The 16,266-nt window shown below is 63.9% G+C and carries 17 protein-coding genes and 1 tRNA gene; 2 read left to right on the forward strand and 16 right to left on the reverse strand.

Annotation, left to right across the window (positions count from 1 at the left end; all coding sequences use genetic code 11):
- Positions 1-267: 267 nt before the first annotated feature.
- From AC1DB0_RS21795 to gspG, 12 genes are read right to left on the reverse strand one after another with little or no spacing between them, the layout of a single operon-like run.
- The gene (locus AC1DB0_RS21795) at positions 268-741 is read right to left on the reverse strand and encodes a type II secretion system protein (protein ID WP_175170842.1); all 474 of its coding nucleotides are present in this window, start codon (positions 739-741) and stop codon (positions 268-270) included.
- Positions 728-1,117, reverse strand: coding sequence for a type II secretion system protein (locus AC1DB0_RS21800; protein WP_054424466.1), 390 nt, complete (start codon positions 1,115-1,117; stop codon positions 728-730). The genes AC1DB0_RS21795 and AC1DB0_RS21800 overlap by 14 nt, the downstream gene beginning before the upstream one ends.
- The gene (locus AC1DB0_RS21805; protein ID WP_054424468.1) at positions 1,092-1,568 is read right to left on the reverse strand and encodes a type II secretion system protein; all 477 of its coding nucleotides are present in this window, start codon (positions 1,566-1,568) and stop codon (positions 1,092-1,094) included. The genes AC1DB0_RS21800 and AC1DB0_RS21805 overlap by 26 nt, the downstream gene beginning before the upstream one ends.
- 9 nt (positions 1,569-1,577) lie before the next feature.
- Positions 1,578-3,425: a secretin N-terminal domain-containing protein gene (locus AC1DB0_RS21810; RefSeq protein ID WP_476757774.1), complete on the reverse strand. Its 1,848-nt coding sequence runs from the start codon at positions 3,423-3,425 to the stop codon at positions 1,578-1,580.
- A gap of 60 nt (positions 3,426-3,485) precedes the next feature.
- Entirely contained in the window at positions 3,486-4,205 is a 720-nt protein-coding gene (locus AC1DB0_RS21815; protein ID WP_476757775.1) for a hypothetical protein, read from the reverse strand.
- A complete protein-coding gene (locus AC1DB0_RS21820; protein WP_476757776.1) occupies positions 4,205-4,777 on the reverse strand; it encodes a hypothetical protein in 573 nt (190 codons plus the stop codon). Before AC1DB0_RS21820 ends, AC1DB0_RS21815 begins: the two co-directional genes overlap by 1 nt.
- A complete protein-coding gene (locus tag AC1DB0_RS21825) occupies positions 4,774-5,304 on the reverse strand; it encodes a hypothetical protein (RefSeq protein WP_476757777.1) in 531 nt (176 codons plus the stop codon). The genes AC1DB0_RS21820 and AC1DB0_RS21825 overlap by 4 nt, the downstream gene beginning before the upstream one ends.
- The gene (locus tag AC1DB0_RS21830) at positions 5,292-6,047 is read right to left on the reverse strand and encodes a hypothetical protein (RefSeq protein ID WP_476757778.1); all 756 of its coding nucleotides are present in this window, start codon (positions 6,045-6,047) and stop codon (positions 5,292-5,294) included. The genes AC1DB0_RS21825 and AC1DB0_RS21830 overlap by 13 nt, the downstream gene beginning before the upstream one ends.
- Complete coding sequence (locus tag AC1DB0_RS21835; protein WP_245636355.1) at positions 6,028-7,662, reverse strand: GspE/PulE family protein; 1,635 nt, start codon at positions 7,660-7,662, stop codon at positions 6,028-6,030. The genes AC1DB0_RS21830 and AC1DB0_RS21835 overlap by 20 nt, the downstream gene beginning before the upstream one ends.
- Entirely contained in the window at positions 7,659-8,852 is a 1,194-nt protein-coding gene (locus tag AC1DB0_RS21840) for a type II secretion system F family protein (RefSeq protein ID WP_476758733.1), read from the reverse strand. Before AC1DB0_RS21840 ends, AC1DB0_RS21835 begins: the two co-directional genes overlap by 4 nt.
- Position 8,853: 1 nt before the next feature.
- Complete coding sequence (locus AC1DB0_RS21845) at positions 8,854-9,351, reverse strand: lytic transglycosylase domain-containing protein (RefSeq protein ID WP_245636356.1); 498 nt, start codon at positions 9,349-9,351, stop codon at positions 8,854-8,856.
- Entirely contained in the window at positions 9,329-9,757 is a 429-nt protein-coding gene (gene gspG, locus AC1DB0_RS21850; protein WP_054424480.1) for a type II secretion system major pseudopilin GspG, read from the reverse strand. The genes AC1DB0_RS21845 and gspG overlap by 23 nt, the downstream gene beginning before the upstream one ends.
- A 318-nt stretch (positions 9,758-10,075) precedes the next feature.
- Here gspG and AC1DB0_RS21855 point away from each other — a divergent pair, with 318 nt between their 5' ends.
- Entirely contained in the window at positions 10,076-10,756 is a 681-nt protein-coding gene (locus tag AC1DB0_RS21855; protein ID WP_476757780.1) for a cytochrome b, read from the forward strand.
- 76 nt (positions 10,757-10,832) lie between these two features.
- A tRNA-Gly gene (locus tag AC1DB0_RS21860) sits at positions 10,833-10,908 on the forward strand.
- A gap of 124 nt (positions 10,909-11,032) precedes the next feature.
- Here the strand turns inward: AC1DB0_RS21860 and AC1DB0_RS21865 are convergent.
- The 4 genes from AC1DB0_RS21865 to AC1DB0_RS21880 are packed head-to-tail and all read right to left on the reverse strand — an operon-like array spanning position 11,033 to position 16,177.
- Positions 11,033-11,626, reverse strand: coding sequence for a sarcosine oxidase subunit gamma (locus tag AC1DB0_RS21865; RefSeq protein WP_476758734.1), 594 nt, complete (start codon positions 11,624-11,626; stop codon positions 11,033-11,035).
- The gene (locus AC1DB0_RS21870) at positions 11,616-14,642 is read right to left on the reverse strand and encodes a sarcosine oxidase subunit alpha family protein (RefSeq protein WP_476758735.1); all 3,027 of its coding nucleotides are present in this window, start codon (positions 14,640-14,642) and stop codon (positions 11,616-11,618) included. The genes AC1DB0_RS21865 and AC1DB0_RS21870 overlap by 11 nt, the downstream gene beginning before the upstream one ends.
- A complete protein-coding gene (locus AC1DB0_RS21875) occupies positions 14,639-14,917 on the reverse strand; it encodes a sarcosine oxidase subunit delta (protein WP_054424487.1) in 279 nt (92 codons plus the stop codon). Before AC1DB0_RS21875 ends, AC1DB0_RS21870 begins: the two co-directional genes overlap by 4 nt.
- Before the next feature lie 15 nt (positions 14,918-14,932).
- Positions 14,933-16,177, reverse strand: coding sequence for a sarcosine oxidase subunit beta family protein (locus AC1DB0_RS21880; protein WP_342067644.1), 1,245 nt, complete (start codon positions 16,175-16,177; stop codon positions 14,933-14,935).
- Positions 16,178-16,266 lie beyond the last annotated feature (89 nt).

Genomic DNA, 16,266 nt, shown 5'->3' on the forward strand with positions numbered 1-16,266 from the left:
ACCCCGGAAGAATGATTTCATGCGGGGATAGCAGCAACAATAAGAACTTTCTCAAAGAAAATAGGCGCAAGACAATTATCAAAATCTGACGAAAATTCGCAATCTTTTGACTATCTGTGTTCTGGCCATCTGTTCACGCGAACCGGGATGCTTGACCCCCAGGTGCTTGATTCCCTAGCGCTTGATTCCCTGGCCCTTGATTTCCTGACGCTTGATTTCCTGACGCTTTATCAAGATCTCCCTCTCCGCATGGAGTTCCCCCCACGATCACATTGCGTCGAAGAAAACAAACTTCCAGTCCTGATAACTGGACTTGCCCGACAAGTCCCCAAGTTCCGCATCAAAGCCATCCTGCTTGAGCGGCGCGCGTTCCGACAGGCTGTACACGCCCATGATTCCTCCGTCTGGCGATTTGACGATGCCCCATTCCTGGCTGCCCGTGATCGGGTCCGTGTACACACGGCGCAAATGCCGTCGCGTGAACGACACCCGGTCGTCCTTGAGCAGCGCCTCCATCGTCTTCGGATAGGCGGGCGCCGTGCCTGACCGGTAGTAAGACGCCAAGGCCCGCTGAAACTGTTTGCCGATGAACAGCAATTCCGCCTCTTGTTCGCGCAGCTTCTTGGTATGCCAGGGCTGCGCCACCGCGGCCAGGCCGGTGGACACGGCCAGCACCAGCATCAAGATTGCCAGGTACGCCGAGCCTTCCTCACGCGCGCCGCCGCGCCTACCAGCTTGCATAATCAAGCCCATCCAGGCCGGTGCCCTTGGCGCCGCTGATCACGTCATTCACCCCGCTCTCTTCCCCACGCTGCGGCTGCCAGCTATCACGCCGACCCGTAACCGGGTCCATCGGCAACTCGCGCAGATAGCGGGCAGAGACCAGCGCTTCCAGCGTGTCGGGGTTACCGCCATGATCCGCGCGGTAGTCGTCCAGCGCATGCCGGATCGCTTGCAGGTTGTGCCGCAGCACGGTTTCGCGTGCGCGGTCGTTGCTTTTCAGGAATGACGGCGCAACCAGCGACATCAACGCGCCGATGATGGCCATGACGGCCAGCAGCTCGATCAGTGTGAAGCCGGCGCATGCGCGCCTACCACGCCGTGTATGGAATGCCATTGATACCCTCTCGGCGGTTCTTGGACCGCACATCAAATACATCTCGGCCCGACGAAAAAGATTCCGCCGAACTGTCATAACTGCGCGTGTCCCAGGTGTCGGCCGCCGCGCGTCCCTCGCAGTGTTCGCACATGGGGTCCGCGGGCAGGCGGCGCAGGAAGTAAATGTTGCCGCCATTGGGGTCTGTCTTGTCCTGCACCCCTTTGACCAGGCTGTCGAGATCAGGCGGGTAACCACTGCGGTCCACCGACTTCTCGATCTTGCCTTCGCGGCTGGCCTGGTAATAGGCGTCAATTGCGTTTCGGATGACTTGCAGGCTGTGGCGCAGTTCGGTCTCCTTGGCGCGCTGCTTCACCAGCGCCGAGAACGGCACCGCCACGCTCAGCAGCAAGGCCAGCAACGTCATTGCCGCCAGCATCTCGATCAACGTGAACCCGGATTGCTTACGCATGCTGGCGCCTTAGAACGGCGGCTTCGCCAGCGCCGCATCCAGCGCCGGGGACGCTTCACCCGCCGCCACAGCCGGCGCCGCCGGTGCGGGCGCCGGGGCTTGCGTCGTCATCGGAACCACCGTAACGCGCGACTCCGTGCCCGACGGGAAGTAGCTGTCGGAGGCCGACGGCAGCGCCATCGAACGTTCGATGTGGGGCGTCAGCAGCAAGACGATCTCGGTGGTTTGATCCGTCTTCTTCTGGCCGCCGAACAGGCTGCCCAGCCATCCCATCACGCTCAGGCCTGGCAAGCCGCTGCTGCTGCGCGTCTGCTGCTGGTTCACCAGGCCGGCCAGCACCTGGGTTTCACCATCGCGTGCGGTCATCACCGTTTCAGCGTTACGGGTGCTCATCGGGTAGACGATGCCGCCGCCCGCCGTCTTGACCTCGCCTTTGAGGTTGCTGACTTCCATGCTGACCTTGACGCTGACTTCGTTGCTCAGGCTGATGCGCGGTTCCACTTGCAGGATCAACCCCACATCCTGATAGTTCACCGATTCCGTCACCACGCCGTTGGCGTTCGTCGTCGTCACCACCGGCACCTTTTCGCCGATCTTGATGCTGGCCTTCTCCATGTTGCGCACCCGGATCTTCGGATTGGCCAGCACCTTCGTCTTGCCCCGCTTTTGCAGCATGTTCAGCGCCACAGAAAGATCATTGCGGCTGCCCACGCCGACCTTGCCCTGGTTCAGGTTCAGCAGGTCGCGCACGGTGACCCTGCCGCTTTCGCCTTGGGGCAGAATCGAAAAGCGTAGATCGCTGGGGTAGTCAACGCCGACTTCCAGCTCGTCATTGGCGTTCACTTCCAGGACTTGCACGTCCATCGTCACTTCCGACTGCGCGATGTCCAGCGCCGCCACCACCCGCTCCACCACCGCCATGACTTCTGGCGTGTCGCGCACCAGCACCGCGTTGGTGCGCTCATCCAGATGCACATTCTTCGGCGCGCTGATCTGCCGCAAGGCCGCCAGCACATGCGTCGCGTTTGCCTGATCCAGGTAGAACACGCGCACCATGAGCTCGCGGTATTCCTTTTCCTTGTCCGCGCGCGCCGGGTAGATCAAGAGGCTGTGCTGGTCCAGCACCTTCTTTTCCAGCTGATTGGTGCGCAACAACAGGTTGATCGCGTCTTCCGCCGTGGTCTGCCGGGCCATGATGCTGGCCGGCATGGTCGTCTGCACGTCCGGGTCCAGCACAAAGTCCACGCCGGCCGCCAGCGAGATCGCGTCCAGGATCTGCACAATGGGCTGCGACTTGAAGTTCAGCGACACCGGCTTGCGCATGGCGTCAGCCAGCCTGGGCCGGGCCGCGTTGCGCCCCGCATCACGGCGCTGCATCTGGTTGCGCAACGCTTCGGCCTGCGCATAGCCCGGCTGCTCTTGCAGAATTCGGTTGACCTTGTACAGCGCTTCGGCCGGACGGTCGTGCTGCATGGCGGCGGCCTCGGCCAGCTCTTCTTTCAGATGGATACGCTGCTCCAGCTGCGCCTTCAACTGTTGCCCGCGCATGTTGCCCGGGTTCATCGCCAGCAGTTCGTGCACCTCTTCCAACGCTTCCTGCTCGTCGCCCGCTTCCATCTTCACGCGCACACGTTGCAGGATCTCGCGCGCCACGGCGATGTCGTCGCGGACCACGTTCTTGTTCGCTTCGATGTCGTTGGGATTGTTGGCCAGTTGTGCGCGGCCAGCGGCCAGACGCTCGGAGGCGGTCGGGGGAGGCGATGCGCCCAGCGCCCGCTTGAATGACTCGGGCGCCGCGCAACCGCTAAGCGCGACGGTCAGTGAAACCGCCAGTGCGGCAGGTTTGAAGCTCATCATTTTCTTTCCTAATTTGACGTGACGCCAGCCATCGGCGGCGTGCGCCCGCAGGCGCTGGGTCTACTGCGCCAAGGGCGCCAGGTCGACGTGTTGTTCTCGCCCTTTCGGGTCGATCAGCACCGCGCGCGAGGGCTCCAATGCCTTGAATTGGTACTGCTGCGCAACCGTGTCGCCCGGCCGCAAGGCATCGGCGATGCTGCAACGCTGGCAGAGCAGATAGGTTTGCCCCTGACTCTCCAGCACGACAATGCGGTGCGCGTCATCGATCCACTCACCGACGGCATGAATGGGAACCCGCACAAGCTCCGGCTCACCCTTGGCCTGTTCCGGCGCCAAGGCGTCTGGTTCCGCCGCCGGCGACGTGTCCGAACCGGCCGCGCCGTTCGGCGCTTGCGGCGTATTGCCGCCCACTAGCGACGCCCAAGGCTGCGACGGAAACAGGTCGACTTCTTGCGGGATCGCGGGTTCCTCAACGCGGGCGTCCTCGGACCCGACGGGAGCATCCGCGGGTGCTTCATTGGCGGGTGCTTCATTGGCGGGTGCTTCATTGGCGGTTGCTTCATCGCCGGCTGCTTCCTCGGCGGCTGCGTCATTCGCGGCTGCGTCACTGCCGGTTGCTTCATTGACGGTTGCGTCACCGCCGGCTGCTTCATTGACGACTGCGTCAATCACAGCAGCTTCGTTCACCACGTCTTCATTGCTGGCCGCGTCATTGCTGGCTGCCGACGTCGCGGCGGCCAGTAGCATCGCTCCCAGCGTGACTCTCATCAGGCGCTTCATTACACGACTCCCAACATGCTCAAGCGCATCTTTATGTTGACCAGCATGTTTTCCGGCCTCTGCCTGTCCAGCGCCAGCGACTCCAGGCGCAGCAGCGGATGCTCGGCCAGCTTGCGCAGCCCCGTGGAAACGTCCTGGTACGAACCGATGGCCGTAATATCCAGCGACGTGCGGCGCAGCCGGCCCTGAATGGTGTCTTCGCCCTGATACTGAATATCCACCAGCAGCAGGCCCGCGCGCAGCAGCTCACCCATGATTTCCAGCTTGCGCTGGTCGGGGTCCAGCCGCATCTGCACGCGCAGCGCAGTCATGTCATTGCCAGGCGGCTCGATCGACGGGCTGCACGCGTGCAGTTCCCCATACATTTCCATGGCCCGGTTCTGCAGTTCGTTCTTCTCTGGCCAAAGCACCACAATGAAGTGGGCGAGCAAGACAAGCGCAGCGACCAGGGCCAACATGCCGCCGCGGCCCAGGCGCTCCGCACAGCGCTGCCCATGCCAGCGCAGCCATGCCAGTCCGTTGCCCTGCCGCATGGCGGCAACACGCAACTTGAGTGATCGAAAGGCATTCATCGCAGCTCCACCCGTACGGTGGCCATCGTGGCCAGGTTAGGATCGCCCGACTTGATGCCATGGCGCATCACCGTGGCGCGCATGCCCGATTCGGGTTCGTTCATGCGCGCGGCGAACGCAAAGATCTCGCTCAGATCCGCGGTCATGAGTTCCAACGACGCGGCCTTTCCCGCCAATTCAATCTTCAGGTTCATGACCGCAATCCGCGGCGCCCAGGCCGCCTCAATCGCGCGCAACAACTTCGGCCGCAGCCGGTCTTCGGCGCTTTGCGCCGACAACAAGGCATCCACCTTTCGTTCTTCGGGTGACTGCGCCTGCATGCGGCGCAGTTCGCGCTCATGCAGCATGCGTTGGTTGGCAAGCCGGTCATCCAGCTGGGTCACTTCGCTGCGCAGCGCCGCCACATCCCATTCGCGCCAGGCACTCAGCAAGCCGACGGCCAAGAGCAGCAGCACCGCCGCGATCGCGAGCGGATTCGCGGTCTTGCGCTTGCGGAAGTCGGGCGTGTTTCTATTCAAGCCGGCCATGTCCGCTCCGCTAACATTGCATGCGGAAAGCCCAGCCAGCGCGCTTGCGCCGCGGGAGGAAGCTGCTGCGGGCCAAGGGTCGACACCCAGCCGTATTGCGCCGGGGTCGTGCGGGCGCAAAGCGCTTGCGCGGCGGCAATGCCCGCATCGGCGGATTGCCCAGGCGACATCTGCAACGTGATCATGTCTTGCCAACCCTGCTCGGACTGCCACAGGCAGGTCATCGCCGTACGCTCGGCCAGCACCAGGCATTGGCCGGCATGGCTGAGCGCGCCGCGAAAGCGTTGCACGCTGGCAGACAGCACGTCGCGGCATCCCGCTACCGTCCAGCCCTGTTCGCCCACTTTGCGCTCCAGCGCATCCAGCATCGTGGCGTCGGCCGCGAAGGCCAGGCGAGCCTGACCGTAACGCGCGGCCCCCAGGCGCACGCGCAGCGAGCCCGTAATACCGCGCTCACGCAGCAACGCCTGCGCATAGTTGCACCAGTGGCTGTCGCCTCCCTTCAAACCCGGCTGCCAGGCCAGCAACTGGCCATGAAACCAGGGGTACCCCAGCCACACGTTCAAACGATTGCGCCAGCGCGGCCCGCGCCGCTCGACGGCACCCAGCAGCGACGCCACGGCGGTCGCGGGGTCCCCGGCGTGCAGGACTTTCATCCGGTCATCAGACGCGACGCCCGGCGCGAGCAGGCTCGCGTGTTCGGCGTCGATCAGCACGGTTTGTTCATTCCATAGCGACAGCACGGCAAACCTCCTGATAAGTGGTGAGTCCACGCGCCACCGCCTCGTGGGCAGCGTCACGCATCGATTGATAGTCAGCGCAGTGCGCCAGCGCTTCCAGCCGCCGCTCGGGCGAGCGGTCCAGCAGCGCACTTTTCATGCGGCTATCCAGCCGCAGCACTTCAGCCAGCGCAATGCGGCCAAGAAAGCCGGTGTGACGGCAGGCCTCGCAGCCCGGCCCCGCACGCGCCTCATCCTTGGGTGCGCAATGGGGGCACAAGCGCCGCACCAGCCGCTGCGACACCACGCCGTTCAGCGATTCCAGAAACGTGGCCGGCTCCACATCCATGTACAGAAAGCGGTCGATCACGCTGAACGCGTCGTTGGCGTGCACGGACGACAGCACCCGGTGGCCCGTCAGCGCCGACTGCACCGCAATGGCGGCCGTTTCGGCATCGCGAATTTCGCCGACCAGGATCGTGTCCGGGTCGTGACGCAGGATCGATCGCAGGCCGCGCGCGAAGGTCAGGCCTTTTTTCTCATTGACCGGAATTTGCAGAATGCCGGCCATCTCGTATTCCACCGGGTCTTCGATGGTGATCAGCTTTTCGTCGCCACTGTTCAGCTCGGACAGCGCGCCATACAGCGTGGTGGACTTGCCGCTGCCGGTCGGGCCGGTGATCAGCGTCAGCCCATACGGCAATTGCGCCAGCGCACGAATGCGCCGCGCCGTCTCCGCCGGAAACCCAAGGGTGTCCAGGCTGAGCTTGTCACCCCGTTGCGAGCGATCCAGCAGACGCAACACGGCGTTCTCGCCGTGGTTGCCCGGCATGATCGACACGCGAAAATCCACTTCCCGCCCCTGCAGCACAACTTTGAAACGGCCGTCTTGCGGCACGCGCTTTTCAGCGATGTCCAGGCTGGACAACACCTTCAGGCGCGACATCACCTGGTTGGCGGTCACCTGCCCCGGCACCTGACGGATGCGCAGCATCACGCCATCGATGCGGTAGCGGATCAACAAGCCTTCTTCATCCGACTCCAGATGGATATCGCTGGCACGGCTTTGCAGCCCGTCGTAGAGCGTCATGTTGACTAGGCGGATCACGGGGCTTTCGTCTTTCGCCAGCGACGCCAGGGAAATCGACTCAACCGCCTTGGCGAGCGAATCGTCTTCCATGTCGACGGCCACGCCGTCCATCACCCGCTCGCTGGCTTCAGCCTGCTTCAGCCACGCGTCCACCACGCCCGCCGGGCACAGCGCAAAGCGCAGCACGCGGCCAGAGAACATCGACTGCAGCTTCAAACGCGCCGCGCGCGAGAACGGATCGGCCAACGCCAGCAGCAGCTCGCCATCAACATCCAAGGGCGCGGCGCGGCAATTCAGCGCCTCGGTCAACGACAACGCATCAAAGCGCGGTGAAGCCTGGCGGCACTGCTCGGCGCTTAGCGCCTGCATGCCCAGCGCTTGCGCAAGCGGCGACAGAAATTCCGGGCGGCGCGCCAGCTCTTCATTCAGGTATTCCGACAGCGCCACGCTGCGTTCAGCGGCCTGCTCTTGCCACAGCCACCAGGCCTCGCCAGCCGCCGCCGCGTTCGTGTCGTCGTGATTGAATTCGATTGTTTGACTGCCACTCATCCCAGACTCCCCGCCATCTCGAAGATGGGCATGTACAGCAAGATGACGATGGCGCCGACCAGGCCGCCCACCACCAGCATCAACAATGGTTCGAACACTTTTCCAAAGACTTCGATGGCATGGTCCAGCGTGCCGTCGTGAAACTGAGCGATGCGTTCGCACATGCCGCCCAGGTCTCCGCTTTGCTCTCCTACGCGCAGCAGCCGTTCCGCCACCGCCGTCGTCAACCCGTGCCGCGTCAAGGTCTCGGCCACCGGGCGCCCTGCCCGCAACTCCTGCAACGCCAGCTCCAGGCGCTGCGCATAGGCGGCGGGCAAGATCCGCTCGGATAATTCAAAGGCCTGCAGGGCAGGCGTTCCGCCCTCGATCAGCAGTCCGACCGTGCGATAAAAACGCGCCAGCACGAACAGGTTGCCCACATCACGCAGCTTGGGCATACGCCAGAACAGATTCATCAACGCCGCCTTCATGCGTTGCGTGCGCAGCACCAGCGCGGTGACCAGCAGGGTCGCGCCGATGCCGGCGCCCAACCATTCGCCGTCGGACTGCACGAGCCTTGCCCACCACAGCATCGCTTCCGCCGTGGCCGGCAGTTCGCGCATGCTTTCGAAGACAACGGCAAAGCGCGGCACCACGAAAAACAGCATGAACAGCAAAATGCCGAAGCCCACCGCAATCACCACCAGCGGGTACACGAGCGCACCCACCACTTTCTTGCGGATGTTCTCGATGCGCAGCTCGTAGTACTGATAGCGCTTGAGCACCGTCGGCAACTGCCCGCTGCCTTCCGCTGAGGCCACCGTCGCCACCAGCAAGGCCGGAAACACCGAAGGCTGCGCCTGCATGGCCTTAGACAACGGCAAGCCCTGATACAGCGACCGCAGCACGCCGGTCAGCGTGGCTTGCAGCGCCTTGTTGCCCTGGCCCGCCTTGTCGCTCAAGGCCTCCAGCGCTTCGATCAACGCCAGGCCGGCCTCAAGCAAGGTTGAGAGTTCCTGAAGCAGCAAGCCCAACGAGAAGCCCTGCTTGCGCTGCGCGGCATGACGCCGGCCGGCGGGCGCGCGCTTGACTTCCAGCACCATGCCGTCGGCTTCGCCGACCTGCGCACGCGCTTCGCTTTCGTTGGCGGCGCGCACGGTCTGCACGCGCACCTCTCCCTGCCTGAGCAGGCTGATTCGGAACTCATTCATGTCATTGCCGCGCCAGTTGCGCCTGGCGGACCTTGTCGTCACGCGCCTGCGCCAGAACCAGGTAGTGTTGCCACACGCGCTTCACATACCGCTTGCGCGCCTCTTCGCGGGAATCCGCGCCACCGGCGTTGTAGGCGCCCACTGCCCGCCACGTGTAGCCATAGCGCTTAATGAAGTCGGCCAGAATTTCGGCGCCCACATCAATGGACAGGCACGGCTCGTCCAGCAGCTGCTGGCGCGTGATGCCACGCTTGGCCAGCCACGTCAGATGGATGCTGTTGATCTGCATCAGCCCGACGTCTTGCGTGCCGTTGGTGTTTTGATTGACGGCGCGCGGGTTCAGCGACGACTCCACCTTGGCGATCGAATACAGCAACAGCGGATCAACGCCGTGGCGGTCGCCCGATTCCTGCCAGCAGTTGGCGGCGGCGCCCGTGCTGAACGTCAGCGCGGCCAGCGCGGCAAGCGCCGTCGATTTAGAGGCCGTAGACCAACTCACCGTTGCCTCCCGCCCGGCCTTCTTCGCCATAAGACACCACCTCGGCATCGCTGCTGCGACCCGGCACGTTCAAGATATACGGACGGCCCCAGGCGTCCGCCGGCACGTCCTTCGCCAGATACGGGCCGTGCCAGTTGGGCGTGCCTTGAGGTTGTTTATTCAATGCTTGCAATCCCTGCTCGGTCGTCGGATAACTGCCGACGTCCAGGCGATATTGCGTCAGGGCGTCGCCCAGCGTTTTCATCTGCGCCTGCGTCGCCTTCACCTTGGCCCGGTCGACCTGGGAGAACAGCTTGGGGCCGACATAGCCGGCCAGCAACGCGATGATCAACAGCACGACCAGCAGCTCCAGCAAGGTAAAGCCTTGCTGCAAGCCGAGACGGCGTCGGAAGTTAAGTGTCTTCATGTGTCCGCTTTTCTGAATGGAGGAATGCCGCGTGGCGGCAACTCATGGTGGAAGGCAAGAAGAGGCCAGCACCGTGAAGAACGATGGTGGTTCCATGCGCCGGCGTTGCCGGACCGCATCAATGACGGGAAATCTCTTCGCAGGACCGCATATTTCCATGCGCACCCCAGTGCCTCAACGTTTCTAAAAAGAACTTCAACCGGTTTGAAGAAGCGTTGAGGAAGGTGGTGCGGCGGGGCATGGGGCGCTTCAATCACGCCTCTTTGGCCCTGCCTCGCCCTTCGCGTGCGCAGCCCGGCCCCGCTAGAAGGAAGATCCATGAATCCCGGCGTTGCCCGCCCCCTCGACCCCGTGGCCGCACAGGCCTATACCCGGGCGCAGATCGCCCTGCATTGGCTGAGCGTCAGCCTGATGACCGTGCTCGCGCTCAGCGGGGAAATTCGCCATTTGCTGGTGAGCCACACCGCCATCCCGATGCGATGGGTGATGATCTTGCACATCGGCTGCGGCATGGCGCTATTGCTGGTCACGCTGGCGCGCGCGCTTGTGCGCATGACGCGCCGCCGCGCCGCAGCGGCCGGATTCTGCATGCAGGACGCTTGCGCCCATGCCGTGCACTTGGCGATCTATGCGTTCATCCTGGCGGAATGCCTGCTGGGCTGGATCATCGTCAACGCCAAGGGCTTTGCGATCCCGTTGCCGCTGACCAGCCTGGAGTTCCCGCGTCTGGTGGCAGCCGACCCCGCGCTGGTCATTACCGCGATCTGGGCGCACGACGTGCTGGCCTGGATGTTGTATGGCCTGCTGGCGCTGCATATCGGCGCGGCGCTGTGGCACCACTACGTCAGCCGGGATGACACGCTGGCGCGCATGCGCTTGCGGGTGCGCAAGCAACGCCAGGTTCAGGCTCAGATCCCGGATCAGGCTCGGGCTCACACTCAGGCGCAGACAGGCGTCGGCGCGCCCTTGGCGAAACCGGGCCGTCCCCTGGCGTCATGACGCATTTTTTTATTCGGCGTGCATTTTTCTAAAAATTGGGTATACTTCTGCCTCGCTTGCAAAATAAGCAGCGTACGCGGGAGTAGCTCAGTTGGTAGAGCGCAACCTTGCCAAGGTTGAGGTCGCGAGTTCGAGACTCGTCTCCCGCTCCATATTTGGATTGGCAGCATCCGGTTTACCGCCTTGCTGCGAATCATTGAAAAAGGGCCTCCGGGCCCTTTTTTCATGCGCGCTCGGAATGTCACGGAATGCCTTGGGAAGATCCCGCAGGCATGTTCACGGCAGATATTCCCGGGCGGCGTCCAGCAGCATTCGGCCCACATAGTMCGCAAAACTGCGGCGCACCACGGCCTCTACGCCGCCATCGTTTAATGCACGCACCATGACGCCGGCCTTGAAGTAATGGCTTTGCGCGCATTGCCCGGCGCCGAACACACGAGGATGCAAATCCAGCGGGCACCCCTTTTCAAGCACGTCGCGCACATGTTCGCCGCGCAGTTCCAACACCGTGTACCCGCTGCTGACGTCCACCACGCACGCGGATTGCCCAAGCAACGACGGGCGTAGCGTCGGCTCCAGTGCGGGCCGTGCGGGCATCAACGATTGCACCCACCATTCATCCGGCCCCATCCAGGCCATCAAATACCGATGGCCATGCGCCACCGTGTTGGGCGCCACGGGCGGAGCGGTGCCCAGCGTGCGTTCAATCGTCTGCACGAACGCAGGCGACCGCGCATTACCCCGCAATACCGCCAAATCCAAAAATGGCCGCTCGACGATGCGCAGACGCCGGGCGTCTTCCGAATCAGCGGGCGAGCGCAAGGGCGCTAGGCTGTGCAGGGGCGATTCCTGATGCGATTCAGTCCACATGCTGACGCCCTCCTTCGGGGTCGTAGAAAACCGGGCTGCCAATGGTGGCCGGCATGAATCCACCGGTGGGCAACGCCACTTCAACGAGCTGCCCCATTCTTGTGTGGCCATCCTGCACCAACGCCAGCGCGATCGAGCGATTCAGCGTGGGGCTCATGTAGCTGGACGTCACGTGGCCGATCATCGGCGCAATCGGCGCGCGGCTGGGCTGGTTCATGATCTGGCTGCCTTCGGGAAGCACCAGGGACGCGTCTCGTGCCAGCAGGCCAACCAGCTGTTTGCGCTTGCCGCCTGCCGTGTGCGTGCGCGCGAGCGAACGCTTGCCCAGGCAATCCTTGGACTTGGCGACCAGCCCGCCCATGCCGAGATCCTGCGGCGTGACGGAGCCATCGGTATCCTGGCCGACGATGATGAAGCCCTTTTCCGCGCGCAGCACGTGCATGGCTTCGGTGCCGTAAGGCGTGATGCCGTATTCGCGGCCGGCCTCCATCAAGGCGTTCCAGACGCGCCGCCCCAGATTGGCCGGCACGTTCACCTCGTAGGACAATTCACCGGAAAAGCTGATCCGCATGATGCGCGCCGGACTCGACCAGCCCACGCCGGCCAAGGTGCCTTCGCGGAACGTCATGAAGGGGAAAGCTTCGTTCGAGAAATCGATATCGTGGCAAACCTTGCCGAGCACTTTTCGCGCGAGCGGCCCGGCTACCGCAAACGTGGCGAAGTGATCGGTGACCGTGGTCAGGTGTACGTCCAGATGGGGCCATTCCGTCTGCAACCAGCGCTCCATCCAGGCCAGCACGGGGGCTGCGCCGCCGGTGGTGGTGCTCATCAGGAAATGCTGCTCGCCCAGGCGCATGGTGACGCCGTCGTCGAACACCATGCCGTTTTCATCCAGCATCAAGCCATAGCGGCCCTTGCCCACCTCGAGCTTGGTCCACAGATTGGTGTAGACCCAGTTCAACAAGGTGGCGGCGTCCGGCCCTTGCACGTCGATCTTGCCCAGCGTGGAGGCATCCAGCATGCCGACGCCATTGCGCACGGCCAGACACTCACGCGCGACCGCAGCGTGCATGTTTTCCCCGGGCAGCGGGAAATACCAAGGGCGCTTCCAGTTGCCGACGTCTTCGAATACCGCGCCCCGCGCCACATGCCATTCGTGCACGCAGGTCTTGCGGATGGGGTCGAAGAAGTCGCCCAACTCACGGCCCGCCAGCACCCCGAACGTGACCGGGGTGTAGTTCGGACGATAGGTGGTGGTGCCCGTCTGCGCGATGGTTTGGCCCAAGGCGTCGGCCAGCACCGCCGCGCCGTTGATGTTTCCCAATTTGCCCTGGTCGGTGCCGAAGCCCATGGCGGTATAGCGTTTGACGTGCTCGACCGAGTGATAGCCTTCGCGCACGGCCAGATGGATGTCGGCCACCGTCACGTCATTTTGGTAGTCGACGAACTGTGTCGCGCTGCGCCGCAAGCCGCGCCGCGCCGCAAGCGCCGGCCCGGCCACCTGCCAAAGCGGCAACAGCGGGTCTTGATAGATGTCGACCGTGCGCCAGGACAACTGGCTAACCGTATCGAAGCCCGCCCGCATGGCCGCTTGCGCACCCGCCACGCCGCCTCCATGCAGCGCCTGCGAGAGCCGGAATTCGCCATTCGCTGCGCCGGCGCTGGTCTGCGCCTGCGTGGCCCCATCCGGCACAAAGCACGCCAGCGCCTCGTCCCAACGCGTCTTTCCCCCGGACTGCGCGTGCAGATGCAATACCGGATTCCACCCGCCCGACACCGCGATCAGGTCACAAGCCAGCTTTTCGTTGCCCGGACCGGCACGCCCTTGCGCGAAGGCGGCGACAACGACGCCCTTCACATGGCGTTTACCGCGCGCCTGCAGCACGACCGTTTCGTTGCGGACCTCGATGCCGGCGCTGCGCACGGCATCGGGCCAGGCGCCCCGCCCCGCTGGCCGGGGGTCGATCACCGTGATGTTGGCCCCGTGCTCGCGCAAGTCCAGCGCCGTGCGGTAAGCGCCATCGTTATTGGTGTAGAGCACCACGAGCTGGCCGGGCAAGACACAGTAGCGGCGCACGTACGTCGATACCGCCGACGCCAGCATGACGCCGGGCAGGTCATTGTTGCCAAACAGCAGGGGCCGCTCATGCGCCCCGGTGGCCAGCACCACCTGTTTGGCGCGTACCTTCCATAAGCGCTGGCGCACGCCCTGCCGTTGCTCGGGCGGCAGGTGGTCGGTCAGTTGCTCACAGACCGTCAGCAGGTTCTGGTCGTGATAGCCGAACGCCGTGCTGCGCGTCAGAATCCTGACTTCCTTCATGCCCTGGAGTTCGGCATGCATCCGTTGAATCCATTCGGAGTTGGCTGCGCCATTGATCAATGACGGCAGGGCCAGCAGGCTGCCGCCGAGCTCGGGCTGGTTGTCGACCAGGATCACGCGCGAGCCGGTCAGTCCGGCCGCCATGGCGGCGGCCAAGCCCGCCGGGCCGCCGCCCACCACCAGCACATCGCAATGGGCGTAGCGCTTGTCGTAGTGATCGGAGTCTGGCAGCGCCGGCGCCTGGCCCAACCCGCCGGCCTTGCGTATCCACCGTTCATAACGGGGCCACCAGCGTTGCGGCCACATGAACGTCTTGTAGTAGAACCCTGCGGGGATGAAGCGCCCCAGACGCTGGAAGACGGCCATGCGGTCGCGTTCAAGGTCGGGTGCGGCATTGACGCTGCTGGCGCGCAAGCCTTCATAGAGTTCGACGGTGGTCGCGCAGGGGTTCGGCACCGTGTGCGCGCCGGTCTCGAGTTGCACCAGCGCGTTCGGCTCGTCAACACCGGCCGTCATGATGCCGCGCGGCCGGTGGTACTTCCAGCTGCGCGCCACGAAATGTTCACCATTGGCCAGCAGCGCCGAGGCCAGGGTGTCGCCCTGGCAACCAAAATAGGTGCGTCCATTGAACGTGAATTCGACCGATTTGGACGGGTCAATCCGCCCGCGGTTCGACAGCCGATGCGTCTGCGTCATCTGCGCTCTCCCGCCGCCTGCTCAAACGTATGGAACCCGTGGAACTCGTGGCTGACGGTGTCGCGCTCGGCCAGGAACCAACGGCGGCAGCCGTGGGCGTGCTGCCATTGCTCGCGCGCACGGCCGCGCACGTTCTTGCGCATGAACGCGTAGTCGGCCCATTGGGCGTCGGTCAGGGTGTCGCAATCTTGTGGGCGGACGATGTCGGCTTCGCCGCCGCAGGTGAATTCCGTTTCGGCCCGGGGGCCGCAATACGGACAAGTCAGCATCAGCATGCTCAAGCTCCGTCGTCAGTGCGCCACAGCGGCAGCGCCGTGTTCGTCGATCAAATGGCCGGTTTCGAAGCGGCTAAGGGAAAACGGGGCGTTCAGCCGGTGCGGCGCGTTGTTGGCCACGGTGTAGGCGAAGACCCAGCCCGAGCCGGGCGTGGCCTTGAAACCGCCCGTGCCCCATCCGCAGTTGAAGTACAGCCCCTTGATGGGCGTGGTGGAAATGATCGGACAGGCGTCGGGAGACACGTCCACAATGCCGCCCCACTGCCGGTTCATCCGCACCCGGCTGAAGATGGGGAACATTTCGACGATCGCCTGCAAGGTGCTTTCGATCAGATGAAAGCTGCCCCGCTGCGCGTAGCCCACGTACTGGTCGATGCCCGCGCCAATAACAAGGTCGCCCTTGTCGGACTGGCTGATATACGCGTGGACGGCGTTCGACATCACGACGGTGTCCAGGACCGGTTTCAGCGGTTCAGAGACCAGCGCTTGCAGCGGATGACTTTCCAGCGGCAAGCGGATGCCCGCCATGTCGGCGATGACGCTGGAGTGGCCCGCGGCCACCACCGCCACCTTGGCCGCCTTGATATAGCCCTTGCCGGTTTCCACGCCCAGCACCTGGCCGTCTTCGCGGCGGATGCCGGTCACCGGACAGTTTTCGATGATGTCCACGCCCAGCCGGTCGGCCGCGCGCGCGTATCCCCAGGCGACGGCGTCATGCCGGGCCACGCCGCCGCGCCGTTGGAACGACGCGCCCAGCACCGGATAGCGGCAATCCAGATTGATGTAGGGGACGATTTCCTTGACCTGTGCGGGGGTGAGCCATTCGCCGTCGACGCCGTTATAGCGGTTGGCGCTGATGCGGCGTTGTGTGTCGCGCACGTCTTGCAGCGTGTGCGCCAGATTCATGACGCCGCGCTGGCTGAACATGACGTTGTAGTTCAACGCCTGCGACAACCCTTCCCACAGCTGCATCGCCTTTTCATAGAGCTGCGAGGACTCGTCCCACAGATAGTTTGAGCGAACGATGGTGGTGTTGCGCGCGGTGTTGCCGCCACCCACCCAGCCCTTTTCCAACACGGCCACGCGTTTCACGCCGTGTTCCTTCGCCAGGTAATACGCCGTGGCCAGCCCATGCCCGCCGCCGCCGACCACCACCACGTCATATTCCGGTTGGGGCTCGGGGCTGCGCCACGCGCGCGGCCAGCGTTCATGGTTCGACAGCCCGTTGCGGATCAGGCTGAAGAGGGAATAGCGGCTCATGGTGGTTCCTTGAGAAAACGAGGAGATCCGGCGCCAGCAACAACCGATGCGCGACGCATCCATTTTTCTCTGAAGGCGCGGGGCGCTCC

The organism is Achromobacter sp. 10T422, assembly GCF_056394065.1.